Origin of the sequence: Pseudomonas sp. LTJR-52, from assembly GCF_003691465.1 — a bacterium.
GTDB classification, from domain to species: Bacteria; Pseudomonadota; Gammaproteobacteria; order Pseudomonadales; family Pseudomonadaceae; genus Chryseomonas; species Chryseomonas luteola.
In genome coordinates this window covers 1349071-1374011 of the sequence record NZ_CP033105.1, presented here as the reverse complement: position 1 = coordinate 1374011, position 24941 = coordinate 1349071, and the positions used below count along the sequence as shown (strand labels likewise).

26 protein-coding genes are annotated in these 24941 nt (G+C 57.1%); 12 read left to right on the top strand and 14 right to left on the bottom strand.

Annotation, left to right across the window (positions count from 1 at the left end):
• Positions 1-56: 56 nt before the first annotated feature.
• Positions 57-2081, top strand: a complete 2025-nt coding sequence (cyoB, locus tag EAW52_RS06230) for a cytochrome o ubiquinol oxidase subunit I (protein WP_122041808.1) — start codon at positions 57-59, stop codon at positions 2079-2081.
• A gap of 76 nt (positions 2082-2157) precedes the next feature.
• On the opposite strand, the gene EAW52_RS06225 is transcribed toward cyoB, so the two are convergent.
• The 5 genes from EAW52_RS06225 to EAW52_RS06205 form a co-directional block, all read right to left on the bottom strand.
• Complete coding sequence (locus tag EAW52_RS06225) at positions 2158-3021, bottom strand: oxaloacetate decarboxylase (RefSeq protein ID WP_019364929.1); 864 nt, start codon at positions 3019-3021, stop codon at positions 2158-2160.
• 146 nt (positions 3022-3167) lie between these two features.
• Complete coding sequence (locus tag EAW52_RS06220; protein WP_073449899.1) at positions 3168-3797, bottom strand: phosphatase PAP2 family protein; 630 nt, start codon at positions 3795-3797, stop codon at positions 3168-3170.
• Positions 3798-3963: 166 nt separating this feature from the next.
• On the bottom strand, positions 3964-4701 hold the full coding sequence (locus EAW52_RS06215) for an ABC transporter substrate-binding protein (protein WP_122041807.1): 738 nt from the start codon (positions 4699-4701) through the stop codon (positions 3964-3966).
• The gene (locus EAW52_RS06210) at positions 4698-6614 is read right to left on the bottom strand and encodes a GGDEF domain-containing protein (RefSeq protein WP_256680745.1); all 1917 of its coding nucleotides are present in this window, start codon (positions 6612-6614) and stop codon (positions 4698-4700) included. Before EAW52_RS06210 ends, EAW52_RS06215 begins: the two co-directional genes overlap by 4 nt.
• Positions 6605-7363, bottom strand: coding sequence for an ABC transporter substrate-binding protein (locus tag EAW52_RS06205; protein WP_122041806.1), 759 nt, complete (start codon positions 7361-7363; stop codon positions 6605-6607). Before EAW52_RS06205 ends, EAW52_RS06210 begins: the two co-directional genes overlap by 10 nt.
• Before the next feature lie 186 nt (positions 7364-7549).
• Here EAW52_RS06205 and ada point away from each other — a divergent pair, with 186 nt between their 5' ends.
• Both ada and EAW52_RS06195 read left to right on the top strand, forming a co-directional pair.
• Positions 7550-8611, top strand: coding sequence for a bifunctional DNA-binding transcriptional regulator/O6-methylguanine-DNA methyltransferase Ada (gene ada / locus EAW52_RS06200; RefSeq protein ID WP_122041805.1), 1062 nt, complete (start codon positions 7550-7552; stop codon positions 8609-8611).
• 25 nt (positions 8612-8636) lie between these two features.
• Positions 8637-8876 (top strand): hypothetical protein, encoded by a 240-nt coding sequence (locus EAW52_RS06195; RefSeq protein WP_010795525.1) that lies wholly within the window; start codon positions 8637-8639, stop codon positions 8874-8876.
• Between the two features lie 31 nt (positions 8877-8907).
• On the opposite strand, the gene bfr is transcribed toward EAW52_RS06195, so the two are convergent.
• The 6 genes from bfr to EAW52_RS06165 form a co-directional block, all read right to left on the bottom strand.
• Positions 8908-9399, bottom strand: coding sequence for a bacterioferritin (gene bfr / locus EAW52_RS06190; protein WP_010795526.1), 492 nt, complete (start codon positions 9397-9399; stop codon positions 8908-8910).
• A 44-nt stretch (positions 9400-9443) separates the two neighbouring features.
• Complete coding sequence (locus tag EAW52_RS06185) at positions 9444-10337, bottom strand: PA4780 family RIO1-like protein kinase (protein ID WP_122041804.1); 894 nt, start codon at positions 10335-10337, stop codon at positions 9444-9446.
• A 94-nt stretch (positions 10338-10431) separates the two neighbouring features.
• Positions 10432-11385 (bottom strand): biotin-dependent carboxyltransferase family protein, encoded by a 954-nt coding sequence (locus EAW52_RS06180; protein ID WP_122041803.1) that lies wholly within the window; start codon positions 11383-11385, stop codon positions 10432-10434.
• Complete coding sequence (locus tag EAW52_RS06175) at positions 11382-12062, bottom strand: allophanate hydrolase subunit 1 (protein WP_122041802.1); 681 nt, start codon at positions 12060-12062, stop codon at positions 11382-11384. Before EAW52_RS06175 ends, EAW52_RS06180 begins: the two co-directional genes overlap by 4 nt.
• A complete protein-coding gene (locus EAW52_RS06170; protein WP_010795530.1) occupies positions 12059-12805 on the bottom strand; it encodes a 5-oxoprolinase subunit PxpA in 747 nt (248 codons plus the stop codon). Before EAW52_RS06170 ends, EAW52_RS06175 begins: the two co-directional genes overlap by 4 nt.
• 97 nt (positions 12806-12902) lie before the next feature.
• Positions 12903-13817 carry a LysR family transcriptional regulator gene (locus EAW52_RS06165; RefSeq protein WP_019364920.1) on the bottom strand — a complete coding sequence of 305 codons (915 nt, stop codon included), beginning with the start codon at positions 13815-13817 and terminating at the stop codon, positions 12903-12905.
• Positions 13818-14176: 359 nt separating this feature from the next.
• Between EAW52_RS06165 and EAW52_RS06160 the strand changes: the two genes are divergently transcribed.
• Genes EAW52_RS06160 through pcp form a run of 3 tightly spaced genes read left to right on the top strand, consistent with a single transcriptional unit; the run spans position 14177 to position 16513 of the window.
• Positions 14177-14908, top strand: a complete 732-nt coding sequence (locus EAW52_RS06160; protein ID WP_010795532.1) for a DUF969 domain-containing protein — start codon at positions 14177-14179, stop codon at positions 14906-14908.
• 4 nt (positions 14909-14912) lie between these two features.
• Positions 14913-15863 (top strand): DUF979 domain-containing protein, encoded by a 951-nt coding sequence (locus tag EAW52_RS06155; protein WP_122041801.1) that lies wholly within the window; start codon positions 14913-14915, stop codon positions 15861-15863.
• An 8-nt stretch (positions 15864-15871) separates the two neighbouring features.
• On the top strand, positions 15872-16513 hold the full coding sequence (gene pcp, locus EAW52_RS06150; RefSeq protein ID WP_074822501.1) for a pyroglutamyl-peptidase I: 642 nt from the start codon (positions 15872-15874) through the stop codon (positions 16511-16513).
• Between the two features lie 58 nt (positions 16514-16571).
• On the opposite strand, the gene EAW52_RS06145 is transcribed toward pcp, so the two are convergent.
• Complete coding sequence (locus tag EAW52_RS06145) at positions 16572-17423, bottom strand: DUF1989 domain-containing protein (protein WP_122041800.1); 852 nt, start codon at positions 17421-17423, stop codon at positions 16572-16574.
• A 168-nt stretch (positions 17424-17591) separates the two neighbouring features.
• Here EAW52_RS06145 and EAW52_RS06140 point away from each other — a divergent pair, with 168 nt between their 5' ends.
• From EAW52_RS06140 to EAW52_RS06115, 6 genes are all read left to right on the top strand, one after another.
• Positions 17592-18953: an MATE family efflux transporter gene (locus EAW52_RS06140; RefSeq protein WP_122041799.1), complete on the top strand. Its 1362-nt coding sequence runs from the start codon at positions 17592-17594 to the stop codon at positions 18951-18953.
• A gap of 174 nt (positions 18954-19127) precedes the next feature.
• Positions 19128-20162 (top strand): sensor domain-containing diguanylate cyclase, encoded by a 1035-nt coding sequence (locus EAW52_RS06135; protein WP_122041798.1) that lies wholly within the window; start codon positions 19128-19130, stop codon positions 20160-20162.
• A gap of 71 nt (positions 20163-20233) precedes the next feature.
• Positions 20234-20374 (top strand): hypothetical protein, encoded by a 141-nt coding sequence (locus EAW52_RS06130; protein WP_162997549.1) that lies wholly within the window; start codon positions 20234-20236, stop codon positions 20372-20374.
• Positions 20375-20505: 131 nt separating this feature from the next.
• Positions 20506-21033, top strand: coding sequence for a hypothetical protein (locus EAW52_RS06125; protein WP_010795539.1), 528 nt, complete (start codon positions 20506-20508; stop codon positions 21031-21033).
• A 473-nt stretch (positions 21034-21506) separates the two neighbouring features.
• On the top strand, positions 21507-22556 hold the full coding sequence (locus EAW52_RS06120) for an acyltransferase family protein (RefSeq protein ID WP_122041796.1): 1050 nt from the start codon (positions 21507-21509) through the stop codon (positions 22554-22556).
• Positions 22557-22670: 114 nt separating this feature from the next.
• The gene (locus EAW52_RS06115) at positions 22671-23258 is read left to right on the top strand and encodes an O-methyltransferase (RefSeq protein WP_010795541.1); all 588 of its coding nucleotides are present in this window, start codon (positions 22671-22673) and stop codon (positions 23256-23258) included.
• A 47-nt stretch (positions 23259-23305) separates the two neighbouring features.
• Here EAW52_RS06115 and EAW52_RS06110 read toward each other — a convergent pair whose 3' ends face one another.
• Together EAW52_RS06110 and EAW52_RS06105 are read right to left on the bottom strand one after the other, a co-directional pair.
• Positions 23306-23713, bottom strand: a complete 408-nt coding sequence (locus EAW52_RS06110) for a hypothetical protein (RefSeq protein ID WP_010795542.1) — start codon at positions 23711-23713, stop codon at positions 23306-23308.
• 158 nt (positions 23714-23871) lie between these two features.
• Entirely contained in the window at positions 23872-24882 is a 1011-nt protein-coding gene (locus tag EAW52_RS06105; protein WP_010795543.1) for a class 1 fructose-bisphosphatase, read from the bottom strand.
• Positions 24883-24941: the final 59 nt, after the last annotated feature.

Genomic DNA, 24941 nt, shown 5'->3' with positions numbered 1-24941 from the left:
ACGAAATCTCCAGCGTTCAGGTCATTACGCCTAGTTACATTGGAGGAGCAACGCGAATGTACGGAAGATTCAGTGTATCGGACATTCCGATTCATGAACCTATTATCATGGGCGCCATCGGCTTCATTATTCTGGTGGCCCTCTCCTCTGTGGGTGCACTCACCTATTTTCGTAAGTGGCGCTGGCTGTGGTCGGAGTGGCTGACCTCGGTCGATCACAAGCGAATTGGCGTGATGTACATCATCGTCGCCATGGTAATGCTGCTTCGGGGGTTCTCGGATGCAATCATGATGCGCGCCCAGCAGGCCATTGCGGCGGGTGGCGCAGAGGGCTACCTGCCCCCGCATCACTACGATCAGATCTTTACCGCCCATGGCGTGATCATGATTTTTTTCGTAGCTATGCCATTGGTGGTCGGCCTGATGAACGTGGTAGTACCGCTGCAGATCGGCGCACGTGACGTGGCCTTCCCGTTCCTCAACTCGCTCAGCTTCTGGCTGTTCGTTGTCGGGGCAGTACTGGTCAACCTGTCGCTCGGCCTGGGCGAGTTCGCCAAGACGGGTTGGGTGGCCTACCCGCCGCTTTCCGGGATCAAGTACAGCCCTGGCGTTGGCGTGGACTATTACATCTGGAGCTTACAGATCTCAGGCCTCGGCACGCTCCTGACCGGTCTCAATTTCTTCGTCACGATCCTGAAGATGCGTACCACCGGCATGACGTTGATGAAAATGCCGATCTTTACCTGGACGGCCTTTTGTACCAGCGTGCTGATTCTGGCCGCCTTCCCGATCCTGACCGTAACCCTGGGGCTACTGAGTCTGGACCGCTACCTGGGAATGCACTTCTTCACCAATGAACTGGGCGGCAACGCCATGATGTACGTGAACCTCATCTGGGCCTGGGGCCATCCCGAGGTGTACATCCTGATCCTGCCGGCGTTCGGCGTGTTCTCCGAAGTGACCGCGACGTTTACCCGCAAGCGTCTGTTCAGCTACAACATGATGATCTGGGCTACGGTGGCAATCACGGTACTCTCGTTTCTCGTTTGGCTGCACCACTTCTTCACGATGGGCTCGGGTGCCAACGTCAATGCATTCTTTGGCATAGCCACCAGCATCATTGCTATTCCAACCGGCGTAAAGATCTTTACTTGGCTCTTCACCATGTACAAAGGGCGGATTCAGTTCACTACCCCAATGCTGTGGACCGTTGCCTTCATCGTAACCTTTACCATCGGTGGCATGACCGGTGTGCTGCTGGCCGTCCCGGGGGCTGATTTCGTCCTGCACAACAGCCTGTTCCTGGTGGCGCACTTCCACAACGTAATCATCGGCGGTGCCTTGTTCGGCTACTTTGCCGGCATCACCTACTGGTTTCCCAAGATGTTTGGCTTCACCCTAAACGAAAGGCTTGGACGCTATGCCTTGTTTTTCTGGGTGGTCGGCTTCTACCTGGCCTTTATGCCGCTTTATGTGCTGGGCTTCATGGGCATGACGCGCCGCCTGAATCATTATGCCAACCCGGACTGGCACCCTTGGCTCATTGTGGCCGCTATCGGCGCACTGACGATCCTGTGCGGCATCATCTGCCAGATTGCACAACTGCTCGTCAGCATTCACCAGCGCGCCCATAACCGGGACCTGACCGGTGATCCCTGGGATGCCCGGACGCTGGAATGGTCAACGTCCTCTCCTCCGGCGCCCTATAATTTTGCCGAGCTTCCGGAGGTTCAGGGGATCGATGCTTATCTGGACATGAAGGAACATGGCGTCAGGGAAAAACACCAGGCGGATTACAAGGATATCCACATGCCGAGCAACACCGGCGCCGGGCTGATCATCGCCGGATTCAGCTTTGTGCTGGGCTTTGGTCTGATCTGGTACATCTGGTGGATGGCCATTCTGGGATTTGTGGGCATGATTGCCACTGCCATCCTGCATAGCTTCAAGGACGATCACGGCTATTACATCAAGGCTGCAGATGTGGCCCGCATGGAGGAAGCGCACAAGGCGCAACGGGAGCAGTGTACAGGGGTGAGTCAGGAGGATGCGGCATCGCCCAAGGCGTATACGATGGTTTAAGCGGCCCGCCTGCTGAGTGGAATTTCTCCGTTCAGCAGGCAGTCGGGCTCACTGGAGTCAGACGTGTAGAAGCGCCTTACTCTTTCACGTTCATGTAGTCACGTGCCCAGACACGGTACTCATCAAGCGTGGAATACTTCGTCGAGAGTTCGGAAGCACTCAGGTCGGAAGCATGGATGCCGCGCTGTTCACGCAGGCAGTCGTAGGTGGCCTTGATAGCGGCGAAATAGGCCGCATGACCATTTAGAACGATACGCACGCCCAGGCTGGCCAGACGCTCGAAATCACGCAGCTCAGGATTGCCATAGGCAACCAGCATCAGCGGCACGCTCAGGTGCTGCGAAATCTGCTCCAGATGATCGAAGTCCTTGATACCCACCATGCAGATGCCATCGGCGCCTGCATCCTGATAAGCACGGGCGCGCTCGATGGTTTTCTCAACGCTCAAGACACCGGCATTGGTCCGGGCAAACACGCTTAGTGCCGGATCGATACGGGCTGCCAGAGCAGCCTGGATCTTGCCAACAGCTTCATCCAATGGAATCAGGTCAGTAGACTTGCGACCATACTGGGCAGGCAGCAGGGTGTCTTCGATGGTCAAGGCTGCCACACCGGCGCGCTCAAGCTCGACGATGGTACGCATGACGTTCAGGGCATTACCGTAGCCATGATCTGCGTCGGCAATGATGGGCAGTGTCGCAACACGACCGATACGGGTCGCCTGCTCAACGAATTCGCTTAAGGTAATGAGGGAAAAGTCAGGTGCAGCCAGAACCTGGAGCGATGCGACAGATCCACCCAGGATACCCATTTCGAAGCCTAGATCGGCCGCTATGCGGGCAGACATCGGATCGAATACCGAACCAACGTCATAGCACTTATTGGATTCAAGCAATGCACGAAACTGCTTTCGCAACTCATGCTGCGAAGGTGTGGCCATAAGACCTCCATTGGACAGGGCTGATGGATTCGAAGCCGATGACACACGAGCGCACCATCTATGCTTCTATGACAGCTGTACGGGAGAAGATTGCTCCATGGCAGCTGTCACTCCTCGGGATACACCATCATACACCCTACTAAGGTCTAATCGCCTATCGGCTTAACACCTGCACGCTGATGAGCACGCGTATAGGGGTTCGCACCGTTGGCCAGCTTGGTTGCGACATCCTCCATGAAATGTTGGGTTGGTGCATTGAGCCCATAGAGCACCAGCAAGGGGGCCAGCAGGCTGGCAATGACAGCCAGGTTTGATTTCACCACGACCGCTCGATCACGCATGAGCCAGAGAAAGACACCACTGGCTGCAAAGCCGATCGGCACCCCGGTAACCACTTCGGAAACCGAGTGAAACCCCAACTTGATTCGGGTGACCGCAATCGCGAGGGCGAAGAGCGCCCCGGCTCCGGCACAGACCCAGCGCACGACAGACCGGGCCTTGGCTGCCAACAGCCAGAACAGAACCGGTATGACACTGCAGGCCAGCATGGAGTGTCCACTAAAGCCGGTGAAGTCGTAGGCGCGGATGCCAATACCCCAGCCAAAGAAAGCCATCTTGGAAATTGCTACCAGCAGGCATGCCCCACCAAACAACGACAGCCAGAGCAGTGCCGTACGGCGTGAAGCGCCAAGCCACAGCCATAGAGCAATAATGAATGCGCACGGCAACATGACCGAGGAATCACCAAAATTGGTAATGGTTGTCAAAGCCTGCATCGCTCAATCCCTTAATTACAAAAACAATCCTCAGACACCCTAGGATAACGGCCTGTCGGCCCAAGTGATCACCGGATTGCCAAGGTGTGTATTCCTGCAAATAACCGGCAATGCGTTACGGTAAAGACGAGACCTGCATCAACTCGTAATGCAGCGAGCAGGTTTATCAGTGGTTATTCGTGAGCGTACCAATGATCTTGTCGACAACACCTTCCTGCTGGAGCTGTCCGAAGGCGGTGCGGGTCCTTTCCACGACAGCATCATCCGTTGCCACGCTATAAGCCATGTACAGTTCCGCCTCAATGGTACCTAGCGCTGCAACCTGTTCCAGTTCGGTACAGTCAAAATGCTTTCGGGCGCACTCATGGGCGGCGCTGCTTTCTGTCAGCGGTGCCAGCTGCACCTGCCCATTGATGAGCTTTTGAAAGTTCTCCTCAGCCCCAGCCGATATTACCAACCGGGAAAACCCATGGTGCAGCAGATACTGGTGCCGGAAATCATCACGCATCACGCCTACGCTGTATTTTTGCGCATCCTCCAGGCTCTGCGGATCAATATCCGTACGGGACTTCAGCTTGTAAAAGTAATATTGCATGCTCGTCACATGCCCTACCCATTTGAATAAGGGTTCACGCTGCGGTGTCCGGGCAACCAGATAGATAAGAACGTTTGGCTGGTTGGTCGCGATATCGTAGGCCCTTGCCCAAGGGTAAAGACCAATCCTGTAGTCCGTCTGCCCGGCCCGACTCAGCGTGAGCTCAACGACCTCTGTTGCCGCTCCTCCAATACGCCCATTTTTGACTGTAATGAACTGGCTTTCTTCAGTAACCACCTGAATCGGCTCGGCCATGACATGAGTAACAACCATCCCCGCCAGCAGTGCCATCCATTTTCCGATTTTCATAACGTCTCCCTGAATGTAGCGCTCACCACCCGATTACGACCATCCCCTTTCGCCTGGTACAAGGATCGATCAGCCAGTTCGAGCAGCTCATGAAAGGTGCTGGAAATGCCTGCTTCGAACGTGGCCAGTCCGATGCTCAGGGTGACGATGGGTGCGACAGACGATTCGTCATGGGGAATAGCCAAGTCACAGACAGCCTGACGCAATCGCTCTGCCAAGAGATACGCCGCAGCCTTGTCTGTAGCCGGCAGCAGAACAGCGAACTCCTCCCCACCCAGGCGCGCGACCAGATCACCCGCCCGCGCAATGCTGGCCTTCATGGCCGCCGCCACCAGGCGCAGACACTCATCCCCCTGGGCATGGCCATAGGTGTCGTTGTAGCGCTTGAAGTAGTCGATGTCGCACATCAGCACGGACAGAGGTTGGCCCGAACGCTGAGCACGGCTGAACTCAACGTCCTTGACCTCATCGAAATGCCGCCGGTTGGGCAACCCCGTCAGCGGGTCGCTCCGCGAAAGTGCTTTCAACTGAGCATTGGCTTCCCGCAACGCCTCCTGGGTTTGCATGATGTCGCCCAGCTGCACGCGATGCCGGGTACTGTGCAACAGCATTTGCGCTGTCATGGCCAACAAAGCGTGCTCATCGGGTTGCCAGACGTCGATAACCTGCTTGCGAATGAACACCAGAAACCCCAGCTGCTCATCGCCAGCTCCTACCGGGACAAATGCAGTGGCTTCGGCATTCAATAATTGGAAGGCGGCAGCACCATACGCTGACAGCACATCGGTAAGCGCCTTGCCGGAAGTGAACGTAACCGGCTCGCCCTGATCAAGAAGTACTTCCAGATGCGCCAGCTGCGCTGCGTTGATCTGGTTTTCCGGGACGGCGTGGGTTTCACAGCACCAATGCATGGCCAGACGAAAATAAGCACTCGACTCCTCACGGATATACCAAAGGGCATAACAGGCCCCCAGGCGCTGGGCCACTTCGCTCAGGCAGGACTGCTGATACAGCTCCAGCCGCTCATACGGCGCACGGATAAGCCGATTAGACAACAACAGCACCATGTGCTGCGCCTCGGTCAGGCGTTGCAACTCCGCCGTACGGGCCTGTACGCGCTCGGCCAACTGATCCCGGTGCGCGGCCAGCTCCTTTTCGTACACATGTTGCCGCCCCAGATACCCGGACAGGTTGTTCTGTAGCTGATTAATTCCCTGTACCAACAGGGTCAATTCGTCCTCGCGCCTGGCAGAACGAAAAAGCCGTAAGGGAAGGTGAAGCCGCTCGGGGCTCAACTCAGCCAAGTGAAGCGCAATACGCCGGATATGTACCGTGACCAGACGGCTGAACATAAGAATGATCAGGCCGGCCAGCAGCATGGATTGCAGGAGCTGGAACCCGACGATTGACACCACGACCGATTTTAGTTCAGACCAGAGCAGCTCTTCATTACCATAGAGTCTCAGCTCCCCAACAGTCTCCCTACTCCCGGCGTACGGTGAAAAGACCAGAGGAACTTGGCGCATCGGAGCCAGGTTTGACTCGATCCATCCGGTACGAGAGCGCACCTGAACGATCGGCGTTTGCTGAGCGGAAAACACGGTCAGCTGCACGCGCGCCACCGACGCGATATGAACGGCGCTGTCCAGATGCGCCTCGACCGACTCCTGATCCATGTCCCAGATGGCCTTGGTCAGGGTGCGCTGGTAGACCTGCTCGATCAGCCCCAACTCAATCTCCATTTGATGGACATTCTCGTGCCACACCGCCCAGGTCCTGACGCCAACGCTAATTAACGTGAAAAAGAAGCAGAATCCGAGCGTGACGATTACCAGACGCCAACCTAGCGAACCCCGACCCTGCTGCCACTGCTCTGGCAGGTCTACACGAGCGTTATGCAGATCTACAGCCACTTTTTCTTCAATGCCTCGTAGATTCCGTTACGCTTGATCTGCTCCAGTCCCTCGCGAGCACGAGCCACGATTTCGTCGGATGTCTGGTTGCTGAAGGCCATGTGTAGTCCTTCGTTACGCCCGAAATCGGTAAGCGGATAGGCCAGAGTCATGACATCACTCCAGTTTTCCCCAGCCTGGCGGGCCAGATATTTAGCCATGACGGCATTGGCCATCCATAGATCCACTCGCCCCCGCTTGAGCTTCTGATAGTTTTGCTCATAGGTATTGTTGGATTGAAGATTCAGACCGATAGAGAAACCCCTGGACTGCAGGTATTGCTCCCCTACATCGCCATGAACAGTCGCGATCTGATAGGGTCTGGCCTCTTCGAGCGTATGAAGCGGAATATCCCGAGCGCGGGTACTGAAGAGTCCCCACTCTGCCGGGGCAATGACGCCAACCCATTTGAACAGCAGGTCTCGCTGGGGGATACGCACAATGGAGTAGATCAGCACATTTTCATCGTGCAGCGCCGTCTCGTAGGCGCGGGCCCAGGGCATTGACTTAAAGGCCCCGTTGAGTCCGGCCTGGGCCAATACAGCCTCTACAACTTCTGTACTAAAGCCGGTCAGCTTGCCGGAAATGGTCATGTTGTAAGGCGGCAGCTCTTCCGTCACGACGCGCAGCGCTACCTCGCGGGCCTGAACAGGTTGCAGACCGCCCATGAGAAGCGTCAGAAAAAACAGTGCGGTCTTGATCTGGCTCATTGCCTGGTCTCAGAAGCCCAGAGGCTAGTTTCGTGTTAACTGTGAGAAGGTATCGCTCGAGTGATACAAATCTTTATTCGTCTCGGACGGAGCGTGCCTGTACGGATTTGAAAGCGTGAATCGGATTGCCCACCGCGGCCTGCAAGCCGACAATCATCCAAACCCTGACGAGATGAGATCCCCGCCATGCTCGACATCGACCTCTGCTGGAACGCTGTCTGTACCCGCGATACTGCCCATGACGGCCGATTCGTGTTTGCGGTCCAGACCACCGGCATCTATTGCCGCCCCTCCTGCCCTGCCCGTCGCCCTCGTCAGGAGCGTGTGACGTTCTACACAACGCCACGCGAGGCAGAGGCAGCCGGGTATCGCGCCTGTAAACGCTGTCAGCCTGACCGGGAAAGCCCCGTTAAGCAGCAGGACGCCTTGATTCAGGCCGCATGTGCCCTGCTCGACCAGGCCGAGCAGCCGCTCTCCCTGGATCAACTGGCCTCGCGCATTGGGCTTTCACCCTCGCATCTGGCCCGGTTGTTCAAACAGCGTACCGGGCTTACACCCCGCGCCTGGGCTGAAGCCCGTCGCCAGCAGCGTCTGCAGGCCAACCTGCCTCGAGCGGAGACTGTTCTGGAAGCTGCGCTAGCCAGTGGGTATGGCAGCAGCCGCGCTGTCTATGAACAGCCCAACGCCCTGGCGCTGGCGCAACGTCGGCGCAAGGGTGCAGGAGAGCACATCCGTTATGGCATTGCTATCTGTTCACTTGGGCTGGTATTAGTCGCCAAGACCTCCCGTGGTCTCTGCGCCGTATTGTTTGGGGACGAGGCATCAGCGCTTGAACGGGAATTGGCCGAGCGCTTTGCCGCCGCCCATTGCGAGCATGACGATGCCGCCCTGGCCGATGAGCTTGCCCATGTCCATGCTCAGCTCGATAAGCCGACCCAGGTGCATGCCCTGCCGCTGGATATGCAGGGTAGTGCCTTTCAGCAACGGGTCTGGCAGGCCCTCATGCAGATCCCGCCCGGCGAGACCCGGCGCTACGGAGAGCTTGCTGTAGAACTGGACAGTCATCCACGCGCCATTGCCCGCGCCTGTGCCAGTAACACCCTGGGCCTGCTGGTGCCTTGTCATCGCGTCATCGGCGCCAGCGGAGCGTTGACCGGTTATCGCTGGGGCGTTGCGCGCAAGGAGACGCTACTCAAGCGCGAGGCCGAAATGATTGAAACGAGTAAGGCGCCGCCGCGGTCCATCTAGGTACAGGCCCTTCAAGGAGATCGTTATGCATAACCTGCACCGTTACGCCATTCACTACCGCTTTAATGGCGAGCCGCTCGAAGAACAGATGGAGAGTTTTGAACCCATCACTCAGGAGCAGGCCATCATGCAGCTACTGATCAAGCATGTCCCCGAGCCCACCGGTGTGGTGGATGCCCCTTGGGAGCTGCATGCTCAGCCCAGCATCGAGCGACGTGCCGTTGAGGTTGGGCTAAGTGATGTCTGTATTCAGGAAGTGGCCTGAGGCGCTGTATTGCGCCTCATAACCAGGCGCGCTATACCGCCTCGGAAGGCTCGCCGGCCTTCATTTGGGATTGCAGGTAATTTTCCAGCCCCAGCTTGTCAATCAGGCGCAGCTGTTGCTCCAGCCAATAGGCGTGGTCTTCTTCGGTGTCCTCAAGCTGTGCCACCAGGATTTCACGACTGACGAAATCACCCACGCTGTTACACAGCGCAACGCCTTGGGCCAGTGCCTCACGCACTTCGTATTCCAGCGCCAGATCGCTGCGCAGCATGTCCGGCACTGTATGGCCTACATTGATGTCCTTGGGGCGCATGTCCGGCTGCCCTTCCAAAAAGAGGATACGACGCAGCAGGGCATCTGCATGTTGGGTTTCCTCTTCCATTTCATGGTTGATGCGCTCGTAAAGGCGCAGATACCCCCAGTCTTCATACATACGGGAATGGATGAAGTACTGATCGCGTGCGGCCAGCTCACCACGGAGCAGGTCCTTTAGATAATCAATGACTTGCGTATGACCTTTCATGGTTACTACCTAATAAAATGATCGCACCGGACCGAGCATCAGGCTCAGCTCAGCCATGGTGGGGGTGGAGGCTCATCGCTGGACGACGGTGCCTCGGCCTCTTTACGAGCCGCTTGGCGACGTGCCTCTTCGCGCCGGGCATCTTCGATTTCGCGCATGACGGATGAAACATCGGTCTGCCCCTCAGGTTCAGCATAGATGCCCGTAAGCGGGGTATGCGGGTATAGCTCGCCCTTCTGATAAAGCGCCCACATTTCCGGTGCGTACCGGGTCTGCTTCAGCTCAGGCGCAAAACGCCCAAAATACTGGGCCATGTTTTCCACATCACGGGCGAGCATACGGAAGGCATGGTTGTTGCCCGCCGCATCGATTGCCTGAGGGAGGTCAATGATCATCGGCCCATCGGTCGCCAACAACACGTTGAATTCGGACAAGTCGCCGTGTACCAGTCCGGCACACAACATAAGCACCACCTGCCGGATCATCAGCTCATGGTACTCACGGGCCTCGTCGGGCGTCAGGGTCACGTCATTCAAACGCGGAGCGGCATCCCCCCGCTCGTCCGTCACCAGATCCATCAGCAGGACGCCATCCAGGAAGTCATGCGGCTTCGGTACGCGAACGCCGGCACCTGCCAGCCGGTACAGGGCGGCAACCTCGGCGTTCTGCCAGGCCTCCTCCCGCTCCTTCTTGCCATATTTGGTGCTCTTGGCCATGGCACGCGCCTGACGGCTGTTACGCACCTTGCGACCTTCCTGATACTCGGACGCCTGACGAAAGCTGCGCTTGTTCGCTTCCTTGTAGACCTTAGCGCAACGGATCTCGTCGCCGCACCGAACTACATATACGGAGGCCTCCTTGCCGCTCATCAGCGGGCGCAGCACCTCATCAATCAGGCCGTCTTCGACCAGAGATTCCATGCGCTTGGGTGTTTTCATCTGTTTGTACGTTGATCACTTCTGGCCATACTTACATAACGTTATACGTCATGACGCACGGCTCAGCAAAAATCACTCGCACAAACGGCACCCTCTAGTCCGCACATAAGTTCATTTCATGGTGCTTGAAAAACCGATAGAACCGCTTGAGGTCACCCTGGGCCTCATCTAACTCGATCGGCCTGAAGCGCACTTCATGGTGGGCGGGGCATTGCGCCAGCCGGCAGAGATCCAGCGGATGCACGAAGCCGAGGACCGGATATCCCCCCATGGTCTGACAGTCTGCCATGAGCACAATGGGCTGGCCTTCCGGCGGAACCTGAACCGCTCCGGCCAGAACCCCCAGAGACCACTGACGGACTGGCGCTGCAAGCGGTGCATCGCCCTGTAGACGAATCCCCATCCGATCGGCCTGAGGACTGATTCGCCAGGATGAACCAAAGAACCGATCCCGCTGCTCGACCGCAAAGGCTTCTCCATCGCCCCCGACGACCAGACGTAACACCGGAGACTCACGGTAGTCGGGAATGAAGCGGCTCGCCGCACCCAGTGCCTTGTCGAAAGCCTCAAGCCCAGGGCTGCAAACCAGAATGTCATCGGCCTGCAACGCCTGACCATCGCCATTGAGTCCGCCCAGACCTTCGCGACGATGTGTGGCCACGCTACCCAGCACGGTCTTACCTCTGAAGCCACCCACTACGCCCAGGTAAGCGCGTTGCCCGGCCTGGGCAAATCCCAATTGCAGCCGCTGCCCGGCCTTCATGCAGAAGCGCGACCAGGCAGGAACCGTCTGTCCATCTACCGTCGCGCCCAGCGGCGCCCCGGTCAGTGCCAGCCAGGTATCGACCTGGGCTTCCATCTCTACGCCACCCAGGGCAATTTCCAGGACCGGACTGCCATAGGGATTTTCGAGCAGATGATTGGCCCAGGCCGCCGCCTGACGGTCCATCGGACCTGATATGGATACGCCCAGATGACGCCACCCATAACGACCGACGTCCTGCAGCAGGCTCAGCGGCCCCGGTTTTATGACTTTCAACCCTTTCATACCTGACCTCCCGCGGCGCGATAGGCGGCCTCGTCAACCGCAACGAACCGAACCCGATCGCCCACAGCAAGCGGACATGGCGGCTCGGCCTGTGCGTCAAAGAGCGGCCAGGCACTTAGTCCAAGGATATGCCAGCCCGCGGGTGACGCTTGGGGATAGATGGCGGTCATGCGTTCGGCAATCGCCACGCTACCAGCCTCCACCCGAGGCCGCGGTGAGGCCAGTCGAGGCAGGACGATTCGCTCATCCAGCTCGCCCATATAGGCAAAACCGGGCGCAAAGCCGATGGCACCGACCAGATAATCGCGTCCGCTATGCAAAGCAATCAATTCCGCGACCGTCAGCGAGCAGGCCTTGGCCACCGGCTCCAGGTCCGGCCCGCAGTACCAGACGGGCACTTCATGCCGGCGTGAAGAGCTCTGTACGGTTTCCGGCTCCTTGCGCCACCGCTCGACGATCGCCGTGACGCGAGCCTGAATGTCCGTCAGGTCGTAGCGCAGCAAGTCATAGTGAATGAGCAACGTGTTCCAGCCCGGCACCAGATCGATCACACCGTCGCCCAGTGTGTGTTTAATCAGATCGGCCAGATGGGCAATACGTCCGGGGAGATCGGGCGTGGGTGTATCCGCCAGGGTCAACATCAGCGCCTCGGCGCCGTAGGGCTCAATCCGGATCATGCCGCATCCAGAGCCGCCCGCAGGCGACGTAACACAGCGAGTGACTCGGCGTTGTCTCCATGGACACACAGGCTGTCTGCCGTCAGGCACATGGGTTGGCCATCGAAACCGGGAAAGGCATCCCCGCGGGAAATAGCGATCGCCTGGGACAGAATACGTTCAGGATCATGATGGACCGAGCCCGTTTCCCGGCGAGGCGCCAATTGCCCGTCGGGCATGTAGGCGCGGTCGGCGAAGGCCTCACGCAGCAAGGGTACGCCGACTTTCTCCGCCAGCTGCTGCTCACGGGTGTTGTCCGTCTTGGCGAGCACCATAAGCGGTAGCCCCTCACGAAACTGCAAACAGGCCTCGAGCACGGCATTGAGCAAGGTATCGTTACGCACCAGATCGTTATACAGGGCACCGTGAGGTTTCACATATTGCACGGTCGTTCCTGCTGCGCGGCAGAAGGCATCCAGTGCACCGATTTGATAGAGCACCAGCGCCTTCACCTCCTCCGGCGAGCACACCATATGCCGGCGGCCAAAGCCGACCAGATCCGGATAGGCCGGATGAGCACCGATTCGAGCACCATGTCTTACGGCCAGGGCCACGGTTTTCTGCATCGTCAGCGGGTCCGAAGCATGGAAGCCACACGCGAGATTGGCCTGGTCCACCAGTGGCATGGCATGAGCATCGTCGCCCATCGTCCAGACCCCGAAGCTTTCGCCCATATCGCAATTCAGAAGGATACGCGTGCTCATATCAGGATTCCCTTGATGCGGAAAAACCAGTCTTTGAGGAAATCATGCCGGCTGTCCAACAAAACTTTCCGGCCCCCGGCGATAAGGCTTTGTTGCTTCAGGCCGGTAATGCCTGTTCAGGTCCCACCTGCGCACAGAAGCCGCCGACCACCTGCTGGCTGAGCGCTACAATGGCCTCGTTCAACGTCAGTCCCACGCCCGTATGCCAACTGGCATACACGGCAAACGGCGGCGGTGCCTCGAAAGGCAGAAGCGCCAGGGCCCCGTGCTTCAGCGCCTCGCTAACGAGGGCCGGGGGTAATGCACCAATGCCAAATCCGTCCCTGATCAACTGGATGATGGCCGCCGCCGAGTTGACGCAGGAGACCCGGGGCGTTGAAATCCCGTGCTGATGCAGAAAGTTAAGCAGGTCCTGATGGGGACGCGAATTACGCGAGAAGGTAATCAACCGCTCGCGGGCCAGCTCATCCAGACTCGTGTACGCACGGTTGAGCGGCGAGTCGGTTGCAACCACCCAGCGGATGGGATAACTGGCCAGCTTCAGGTTACGCACGCTTTCGGCGCGCAAGAGATCGGTCTGGAATACCAGATCAAGCTGTCCCTTGAGCAGCTGGTCGCTCAAGTTGAGCGCTGTATCGGCCAGCAACTCGATTTCCACGTTTGGATGGGCGTCGGTTACACAGGTGAACAAGGCGCTCAGCCAGCTGTGGATGACCGTGTCCATGGCGCCGATGCGTATCCGTCCGCTCAGCCGGGTTTCCTGCCCAAGCACTTTGCGCAGGTCGTGCCAGGTATCAATCATCTGCTCGGCGTACCCCAAGACCTTCTGGCCATCAGCTGTCAGCGTGACGCCTCGTGGATCGCGCAGGAACAGCTGGACACCCAGCTCGCCTTCAAGCACGGCGATACGGCTGGAAATTGCCGCCTGGGTGCTGGACAGTTTTTCAGCTGTCAGCCGAAAGCTGCCCAGACGCGCCACCCAGACAAATGTTTCGAGAAAGCGAAGGTTCATGCTGGCTTACCATCCCCGTAGAGCATTTCACTCTACCCCCTTTGAACGACCTCTCACCACTGGCCGTCAGTCGCCTCGCCCCTGAAAGGCCACGCTTTTTATCAATCAGCTGTGAACACTTTTATTTGTTGGACGTTCTTCACTATCCATACAAAAAATGGGGACGCTTCGCCTTGAGCGAGCCACTGCAGGTTTCAGGTATCGCAGATTGATACCTTTGGCGCGATCGTGCCCGTTGCAGTCATAACAAGAACTGACGCCGGCTCGGGCGGCGTAAACATCAAAGGAGGCGCTCCCGATCGCCTCCACACAGCCGTCAAACCCACCTGCCTGGGCATAACCGGCGAGGGAGACTCCCTATGCAAACCACAGTCAACCTGTGGCCACTGATCGGTGTGCTGGTCATCGTCATCGGCTTTGTGCTGCGCTTCAATCCCATGCTGGTCGTGGCCCTGGCAGCCCTGGCGACCGGTTTTGCGGCATCCATGCCGTTCGAGACCATTCTTGCCACTATTGGCGCCGGGTTCGTCAAGACACGTGCCCTGCCCCTCATCATCCTCCTGCCGCTTGCCGTAATCGGTCTTCTCGAACGGCATGGCCTGCGTGAACATGCCCAGAACTGGATTGCCAAGATCCGCACCGCCACGGTGGGCCGGCTCCTAATCTTTTACCTGTTTGTACGGGAGCTGACGGCTGCGCTGGGCCTGACCAGTCTGGGCGGGCATCCGCAGATGGTGCGCCCTTTGCTCGCGCCCATGGCCGAAGGGGCTGCAGAAAACCGCTACGGCAAGCTGCCGGAGAAAATTCGCTACAAACTACTCGCCTTGTGCGCTGCTACCGATAATGTCGGCCTGTTTTTTGGCGAGGACATCTTTGTCGCCTTCGGCGCCATCGCCCTGATGCATACCTTCCTGCTCGGCTCCAATATCGATGTCGAGCCGCTGCACATTGCGGTCTGGGGCATTCCTACCGCCATCTGTGCGTTCATTATCCATGCCATTCGCCTCAAGCGTTTCAACAGTCAGCTGGAGCGCGAGCTGGGCGGAAAACGTCCGGACGCCGACCATACGCCTATCGGCCGTCAGGAGTGATGCCATGATCCTCTCGATTCAATACCTTTACTGGCTGGCCGGCATCATCCTGGCAATCACGGCAATCATGACCTTTGCCGATCGCGCTCATCCCAAGCGCTGGACGACAGGTTTTTTCTGGGCGCTGTTCAGCCTTGTTTTTTTGGTAGGCGATCTATTGCCGCCCGCCTGGGTAGGCGTAGGCGTGCTGGTCATGGCCGTCATTGCAGGCACAGGTGGCGTCGGACTGGGCAAGCATGGGGAATTGCCTGCTGAAAAACGCCAAGCCAGTGCGCTGCGCCTCAAGAACAAACTGTTCGTTCCCGCCCTGGCCATTCCGCTGGTCACCGTTATCGCCTCGGTAGTGGTCAAGGACGTGCAGATCGGTGGCCTTCCACTGCTGGATCCTAAAAATACGACCTTTGTCTCCCTGGGTGTCGGCTGTCTGGTTTCCCTGGCCCTCGCCTGCTGGCTGACGCGCGATACGCCTGTGCAATCCATGCGCGAATCACGCCGCCTGACCGAGGCCTTGGGCTGGGCCCTGGTACTGCCGCAAATGCTCGCTATGCTGGGGCTCCTGTTCAACGATGCGGGCGTTGGCAAGGCCGTCGCACACCTCACCACCTCCTATATCAATATGGATTTCCGCTTCGTGGCGGTGGCCGTGTATGTCGTGGGGATGGCGCTGTTTACCATCATTATGGGTAACGGCTTTGCGGCTTTCCCGGTGATGACAGGCGGTGTGGGCGTTCCGGTTCTGATCGGGCAGTACGATGCCAACCCGGCGGTGATGGCGGCCATAGGCATGTTCTCAGGCTACTGCGGCACGCTGATGACACCTATGGCAGCCAACTACAACATCGTGCCAGCCGCCCTGCTGAATCTGCCGGACAAGAATAGTGTCATCAAGGCACAAATCCCCACCGCCTTGAGTCTATTGGCAGTTAATATCATGCTGCTATATATCCTGATGTGAGGACCACCATGACTACCATCCTATTGACCGGATTCGAACCGTTCGAGAACGAGCCCGTGAATCCTTCCTGGGAGGCCGTGCGCCAACTGGATGGTCTGAATCTGGGCGATGCCTACATCATCACGCGCCAGCTGCCGTGCGTCTTTGGTGCTGCCCTGGTCTCGCTGGATCACATGCTGGCAGCTCATCGGCCCGCCCTGGTGATCGGTGTAGGCCAGGCCGGGGGCCGTACGGACCTGACCCTCGAGCGCATAGCCATCAACGTGAACGATGCCCGTATTCCCGACAATAATGGTCAACAACCCATCGATACACCTGTAGTGCCAGGCGGTCCGGCGGCCTATTTCTCGACGCTACCTATTAAAGCCATTGTACGGGCACTCAGGGATGCCGGTATTCCTGCCTCGGTATCGCAGACGGCTGGCACATTTGTCTGCAACCATGTGTTTTATGGACTGATGCACCGGCTCGCCGGCACGAATGTGCGCGGCGGCTTCATCCATATCCCTTATCTGCCCGAACAAGCGGCCCGACACCCAGGCCAGCCTTCCATGGCGCTCGAGACCCTGGTAGCGGGTCTTGGAATTGCCGTGAAGGCGGCTATGATGACGCCCACCGATCTCAAGGAAACCGGTGGACAACTGAACTAGCTGTTTACCGTTACGCGGAACAACGGCTGTGCAGTGCAAGCCTTAAAAAAGTAACCGCTCACCGATCCCATGCAGGCTTCACCAGCTCCAGGCCGTGGTTTCCCTTATAACCCGCCCGCTCCGGGGGTGACCAGCCTGCCAGCAAGGTGTTATCCAGCGAATAAATCTCAACGCCTAGAGGACGGCAGACTGATAGCGGATCTTGCGCGTCCGGCCCCCACAGCGCAACGGACAGGTCACCACCCGGGCAGGTCGACAGGGCGCACAGCACGTCGATCTCCGTGAAAAACTCCAAGTAGTCGCCCTGTTTTGCCGGGCAGGCCTTCATGAAGTACATGTCCTCATCGTTGAGCCCGGTCACCTGAAAGATGTTCAGCACATCATGTACGTCAAACTCGGTCAGTCCATAGGGCAATACTGCGCGGGTCAGGTTCGAATGGCAGTGATGATGGAAATCTTCTCCGGTCAGGAGCTTGTTGACGTAAGGATCGCAGCGGGTGCCCAGCAGGTCATGAACGCGCCCGCCATGTTCGTCGATGCCATAACTAGCCAGGGTGTCGTCCGTGATGGTGACCATTGGCCGCAGAAAGGGCAGGTTCGACCACAGTCGATCATAGATAGACACATGAGCGCCCTGTAGCTGACGGGTACGGGCTGCCCATAACCGCTCGCGTGGATCATGGGCATTCCAGATATTGAAGTCGCCCACTTGCGGCCCTACAGGCGTTGTCACTCGAAAGACATGCCCGGCCGGCACCCGCCACGCCCGCCCAGTACGGATCGGAACCTCAAAGGATTCAATAAGCGTGCGCTTGTCCTTGGCTTCCCGGATACGGTCATAGAAGGCCGTATCCACCGACAGGGCTGAACCGTGGCTCGCTTGATAGGCAGCAGGGTAATGCTTATACATGTCAGCTCCTTTCCCAAAGAAAAATCACTACACACTGGTAATGCCATGCCGCTGGCGCACCCTCAACACTAGCCCTGCCGTCCCTGCCCGGCCAGCACTGTTTTCTCAGCCACGAAACATGATGACCGGTAAGCCTTTACACTAGGGGTTCTGCTGACTGGAGCCCTTATGTCCACCCTGCTTGCCGATTGGCGCTACCGTCCAATGCATCGTCGTGTCTGGCTGCTGGCCGGCCCGATGATTCTGTCCAACCTGACCGTACCACTCGTGACCCTGGTAGACAGCGCCATTGCAGGTCATCTGCCAGATGTACATGATCTGGGCGCCGTGGCGGTGGGGGGAAGCCTCTACACTACAATGGTCGCGGTGCTGGGCTTCCTACGCATGGGAACGACCGGCTTCGCTGCGCAAGCCAGCAGCCGTAAGGATGGCAGTGCGCTTCGGCAAATTCTGTTGCAAGGTCTGTTGCTGGCCTGTGTGCTGGCGCTGGGATTGATCAGCCTTTCACTGCTAGGCCTTCCTCTGCTGCTAAACAGCATGACCTCCTCGACAGCGTTGAGCGAGGCCACCGAGCGCTTTTTCCAGATTCGCCTGTTGGGTCTGCCTGCCGCCCTGTCGAGCTATGCCCTGATCGGCTGGCTGCTGGGCACCCAGAATGCGCGTGCGCCGCTGGCGATGCTGCTGACCACCAACATCGTCAATCTGCTGCTCGACGCGTTGTTCGTGTTCGGCTTTGGCTGGGGAATTCGCGGTATTGCAGCAGCAACCGCCCTGGCTGAGTGGTTCGGCGTGGGGCTTGGCCTATGGCTGGCGCGCCAGACACTGAATCACAAGGCAGGCGCGGTTCGCATCAAGCGACTCAAGCGCTGGTCCACCTGGCGCCCCCTGCTGGCGGTTAACCGCGATATCTTTATCCGCTCGCTGGCCTTGCAAGGCGTCTTCTTTCTGATCACATTTCAGGGCGCACGTCTAGGTAATGCCACGGTGGCCGCTAACGCCCTTCTCCTCAATGGCCTGATGGTGACCGCATTCGCCCTGGATGGACTTGCCCATGCGGTGGAAGCGTTAGCAGGGCACGCCATTGGGGCTCGTGATCGCAAGGCCCTCCGGCAAACCCTGGTCATTGCCGCCGGCTGGTCGCTGCTGGCCAGTCTCTTATTTGCCCTGGGGTTTGCCTTGTTCGGTGCACGCTTCATCGACTTGCAAAGCGATCTTCCCGCGGTACGTGAAGCGGCTTATACATACCTTCCGTATCTGGCCGCACTGCCAGTCATTGCCATGAGCAGTTACCTGCTGGATGGGCTGTTCATCGGAGCAACCCGAGCCCGGGAAATGCGCAATGCGATGGTCATTGCCGTCCTGCTCGCCCTTCCGCTAGGCATTGCGCTCAAAGACCTGGGCAACCATGGGCTGTGGTTGTCGTTTCTGGGCTTCATGGCCTTGAGAGGTATCGTCCAGGGCTTTCAGGCGTGGCAGATGACCAGACGCAACGCCTGGATACCTGATCAGCACTATCAAGACCCTTCTTGATGCCTAGCAAAGGTTGGCACAGGTAGCCCGGCGGAGAGACGACAGCCGGGCTTCGCCCCTCGCCTCCTACACGCCGCCTATTTTCCTTGGCAACACCGCGCGTTTCCAAGGGTCATATCAAGCGGAACGCCTTCTGGAACAAGGTTATCGCACCTACCTGCCACAGGATTCACCATGCAAGCTGCGCCCGCACACCCTCGTGAAGCCGAGCGCCAAAAAGCGCTGGAGTCGCTTGAAATACTGGATACCCCGGCGGATGCCTATATGAATGCCCTGGTGCGGATCGCGCGGGACCTGTTCAAGGTCGACCGCGTGCTGATCAGCTTGATCGACCGTGAACAACAGTGCATCAAGGCCCACTGTGGATCACCCTTCAGCGCTACAGCACGCAGTGTTGCCTTTTGTGCCCATGCCCTGCTCGATACCCATCGCCCGCTGATCGTACCGGACGCCTTGAGCGATGAGCGTTTTGCATCCAACCCACTGGTGATCGAGCCCCCGTACATACGGTTTTATGCCGGGCATCCCCTCGTGGCGCCATCAGGTCTGCCCATTGGCACCTTATGCCTGATGCATTCCGAGCCCAAGCAGCTGACGGCTCAGGAGCGTGACCGCCTGAGGGACCTTGCCCAAATGGCTGACGGCTACTTGAAACTACGCAGCCTTTCAGAGCAGACCCGCTACCTGCGCACCGTTATCTCACGCGAACGCCGCAGGGCGATGCTCGATCCGCTGACACAATTATGGAATCGTGCGGCGCTGGAGCACTTCTATCCGGTCGAGCAAGCTGCCGCACGGCGCAACAACGAGCGAATCGGCGCATTGTTCATCGACCTGGATCACTTCAAAGCGGTCAACGATCAGCATGGCCATGCCGCAGGCGATCAGGTGCTTATCGAAACCGCGCCTCGGATCGCCACCACGCTTCGCCCCCATGACCTGTTACTCAGATTGGGAGGTGAAGAGTTTGCCGTGATTACCCGCATCGACAAGGCGGAGCAGCTGGATAGCATCGCGGAACGCATACGCCTTGCCATTGCCGATACTCCCTTTTTGACCGTCAACGGCCCTGTTGCGGTTACTACCAGTATTGGCGGTGCAAATGGGGATGCCGATGAGCCTGCCGAGTCACTGTTGAAACGCGCTGATGCGGCTCTTTATCAGGCCAAGCACGAGGGCCGTAATCGAGTCGTGATGGCCTCTGAATAAAGTTCCCAAGGAACCTGATGGGCATTTATCGGCCCAAACAAGAGACCCCGTATCCATTGGAGGACGCCTGTATGCCTGAAGCCGATGACTATCCCAAGGACGATACCCAGCCTGAAACCCTGGATGACACGACGCCGGAACACAGCAAGAAAGAGAACATCGACAAGATCAAATATGACTCTGACGACATCATTCCTCCTGGCGTCTGGTAATTCACCTCTGAACGGGTAAGCCTAGGTTCCCCTCCCGGCTTACCCGGCGACTGCACCACTTCTTTCAACATCGCTGACATGAGGTATGATGCGCGTCATCATCGTTCAACCTTACGTCGGAATGTCATGTAATGCGCAAGTCAGGGTATCTGCTAGGCGTTATCGCTTCGCTGCATGCAGGCCTTTCCCAAGCCGTAGACGGCTATAAGGATTTGCACTTTGGTGATAGCAAGCAAACGGTACTGGAAAGCAAGATCTGCACCCTGACACCGCGTACTGCACCTATCGAGGGGCTGGAGTATTACAGCTGCCCCGATCTTAAGCTGGGCAAGGATAGCCTTGAGGCTGGGCTGTTCTTTATCGACAACCGCTTCTTGCGCCTTTCGATTGTCACGCCGGTTGAAAAGAGCTTTCTCATTGCTCAAGGCCTGACCGAGAAATATGGGCCACCCTCCTCGCAATCGCCGTCCGATCACTTCATCAAACTGGAAAGTCAGCCCAACAGTCATGCGTTCATGGCGTTCGATAACAATACGGTGTTCTACAGGTTTTCCACCAACGCAGATATGAAGCGGCAGGCACTTCTGATCTACACCTCACCCGATTACGAGAAGATCCTCGTCAAACAGCAGCTCAAGGGCATCAATCCAGACCTCTAGACTGCCAGTGAGCACTCCAGCATGCAGATGTCCAGCCTCAAATGCTGATTTGGCGATCTGCCAGACAGAACAGCGAAATCTTTTCAAAGCGCCACGGAACAATAGCACATCGCCATTGTCAGACCTCGTCGCTGGAGTTGTGATTGTTCCATAAACACGTTTTTATCTTGTTATAAAACCCGTTCTTTATTCAGGGTTTTATTGGCGTATTTAATTTTGCCAATAACAATAAGCGTGTGTAGGTCTGGCCAGACTTTAAAGCAAATCCCGATTGTCGGAATTATTTTTTAGACTTTTCACTATACGTTTCACATTCTAATTTATGATGGCTTTACGATCTCGCGTTGTTATTAAAGCGGCCAAGCCTGACCAAGGAAGCGGAACTCCTCGGGCACAGGGACGAGCAGTTGGATCCCAACTTACCACCTCTAAAAAATCGTCTTAGTTTCAACCTTTGAATCAAGGATAGTTCAATGAATAACCGAAATGTGTGGGTCGATTATGCCAAAGCCATTGGCATAATCCTGGTTGTCTATGGCCATGTGCTCCGCGGGCTTTTAAATGCCGGCATCATCAAGACCGATGTCGAGACGCACATGCTTGTGGACAGCATCATCTACAGCTTCCACATGCCGTTGTTCTTCTTCCTGTCTGGCCTGTTTTTCTTCAAATCGTTAACGAGTCGCGGCGGCAAGGGCGTGTTCGTCAACAAGCTGGACACGGTTGTCTACCCTTTTCTTGTCTGGTCAATCCTGCAGGGCGTAATTGAAGCCTTCCTCTCTCGCTATACCAATGGCGATGTGACGCTGGGTGAGGTGTTCTCCCTCTTGTGGCGGCCCAGAGCGCAGTTCTGGTTCCTGTATGCGCTGTTCTTTGTATTTGTTCTGTCCATCGTGCTGTACGGCAGCAAATCGAAGAAGGTTTTCCTACCCATCTTCCTGCTGTCCGCCGTGGCCTACGGGCTCCAGCAATACGCGCCGCGCCAGATGCTGGTCGACTTTCTGATCCAGAACTTCGTGTTTTTCGCCTTTGGCGTCTGGTTTACCAATATTGCTGCTGCCATCGAAGCGCAGCCAGGTCGCATAGCAGCCTTTACGCTTCTGGTTACAGCGGGGCTGGAGTATCAGTTCCATATCATCTCGCATCACACTTATACTGACCGCGGATGGATGTCGCTGATGGTGGCGCTATCGGCCATTCTGCTGGTTACGAGCCTGTCCATGCTGCTGGCCCGCAAACCTGTTCAGTGGTTCATTACCATCGGCACGCTATCCATGCCGATCTATCTCATGCACATCCTGGCCGGGAGCGGCGTACGCGTTATCCTGAGCAAGTTCCTGCATGTCGATAACGTCTATCTGCATATTTTTGCAGCATGCCTTGTTGGCATTGTCGTACCGATTATTGCTGCCAAAATCATGCTGAAACTGCACATGGACTATATGTTCCAGGCACCAAAGTTAAACTTCCTAAAAAAGCACCCAAAGCAGCCGAGTAACGATACACCCCCGGTTGCTTCTTAAAGCGTTAACTAAAAGCCCCGCTAACTATATTGGCGGGGCTTTTTTATTATCCAAACACTTACTATTATCCAGCAGTATTAATTCCCTAAAACAAAAACAGTGAGTGGATACTTAATGCCTTCAGATCTGGATACTTTATTAAAAGAACTGGAAACCTTTGGGGAAATTAACGATAGCCGTACACATGAGCGGCCAAGTCGCATGCTGAACATCACACGTGATACGGGTGAGTTTCTTTATGTCATGGTTCAGGCTACCAATGCCAAGCGTGTCTTGGAAATCGGGACCTCCAATGGCTACTCCACTTTATGGCTGGCAAAAGCAGCTCATACAGTGGGCGGAACCATTCGCACCGTGGAGCTTTCCGAAGCCAAAATCGAGCTGGCACGGCAGAACTTCAAGCGCTCCGGGCTCGAGGCGCTGATAACACAGCTTCACAGTGACGGCGGTGCCATCCTGGCTGCACAGGACAAGTACTCACTGGACCTTGTGTTTCTTGATTCCGAGCGCTGCCAATATTGTGGCTGGTGGCCTGACCTCAGAAGAGTCCTGCGCCCGGGCGGCCTTCTGATCGTGGACAATGCCTTGTCCCATGCCGATGAAATGGCGGCCTTCAAGGCTCTGGTTGAGAGCGATCCGGACTTTTCGACTTGCCTTGTGCCGGTAGGCAAAGGTGAGTTTCTGGCAACCCGTCGGCCTTGAACCTGCCCTGCCGGGAGCACTACGCTCCCGTGCAGAGGTTTACGCCGTCAGATTGTCCCTTTGCCAGATGAGTACGGTGTCGACTGGTGAGCCGATGTGCTTTGCTCAAGGGACAGAACCTCGAAAGTTACAGTACCCGGCGGGTTTGTGGCCGAGACACCGGAGTAATGCCCGGAGAGGTTATGCGGCTCAATAGCCTTACCGTTGAAGCGTTGGGTTGCGATTGTATAGCGCTGACCGGAGCGCCCAAGGCGCTGACTCCAGTGTGGATTTTGGGAAACCCCATCGCCGGTATCGGATTCTTTGGCTGTTTGCAGTAAGTCACGGGTATCCATCACATCACCGCTCGTAGAGCCGACCGGGGTTTCAACAGAAGCATCGCGATCTGCTGCCAGGGCGGTGTAGCTTACGGTATTGATTACTGCAAACGCTGCCATTTTCTGAAAGAGATTCATAATGCTGTCCTCGCTGGCCATGAATGAGCAAGCAGGGTCAGAGTAGAAAAAGAGCCCTTAACAGCGTCTGAATCGCGGCTTAATACAGGCTGAACGAAGCCTGCATTAGCGAGAGAAGAGAACTGGCCAACGGTAAATGACCATTGGCCAGTCGGCCATCAGGCGTCCTGATGGTAACGGGTAACGCGTTCGACTTCTTCTTTGGAGCCGAGGAAGACGGCTACACGCTGATGCAGGCCTTCCGGTTGCACTTCCAGAATACGCTGGTAACCATTGGTGGCCGCACCGCCTGCCTGCTCGACCAGCATGGCCATCGGGTTGGCTTCGTACATCAGACGCAGCTTGCCGGGCTTTTCCGGTTCACGAGCATCACGTGGGTACATGAAGATACCGCCACGGGTGAGAATACGATGCACATCAGCCACCATGGAGGCGATCCAGCGCATGTTGTAGTTCTTCTCCAGCGGGCCTTCCTTGCCAGCCAGCAGCTCGCTTACGTAACGCTGTACCGGCGGCTCCCAGTGACGCTGGTTGGACATGTTGATAGCGAACTCGGCAGTTGTCTCCGGAATGGAGATGTTTTCGTGTGTCAATACGAAGCTGCCCAGCTCACGGTCCAGGGTAAAGCCTTTGACGCCATCACCCAGGGTCAGAATGAACATGGTCTGGGGGCCATAGATGGCATAGCCTGCAGCGACCTGCTCAGTGCCCTTTTGCATGAAGGCTTCTTCAGTGGTATCACCGTAGGTGGCACCTCCATGATCCTTACGCAGAACGGAGAAGATGGTGCCAACCGACACGTTCACGTCAATGTTGGAGGAGCCGTCTAGCGGATCGAACATCAGCAGATAAGCCCCCTTGGGGTACTCACCGGGGATCTGGTGAACCTGGTCCATCTCTTCGGACGCCATGCCCGCCAGGGTGCCGCCCCACTCGTTGGCTTCAAGCAGGATTTCGTTGGACAGGACGTCCAGCTTCTTCTGAACTTCGCCCTGAACGTTTTCAGTGCCCATGCTGCCCAGTACGCCACCTAGCGCACCCTTGGATACCTCATAGCTGATTCGCTTGCAGGCACGGCCTACGACTTCGATCAGAAAACGCAGATCGGCTGGGGTTTTATGACTACGGGTCTGTTCGATCAGATAGCGGCTCAGCGTAATACGGGACATGTGAGGCTCCGGTAGAAAAGGTTCGCGCAGTGTAGCGCGGATGCTCAAGCTCCGTCTCA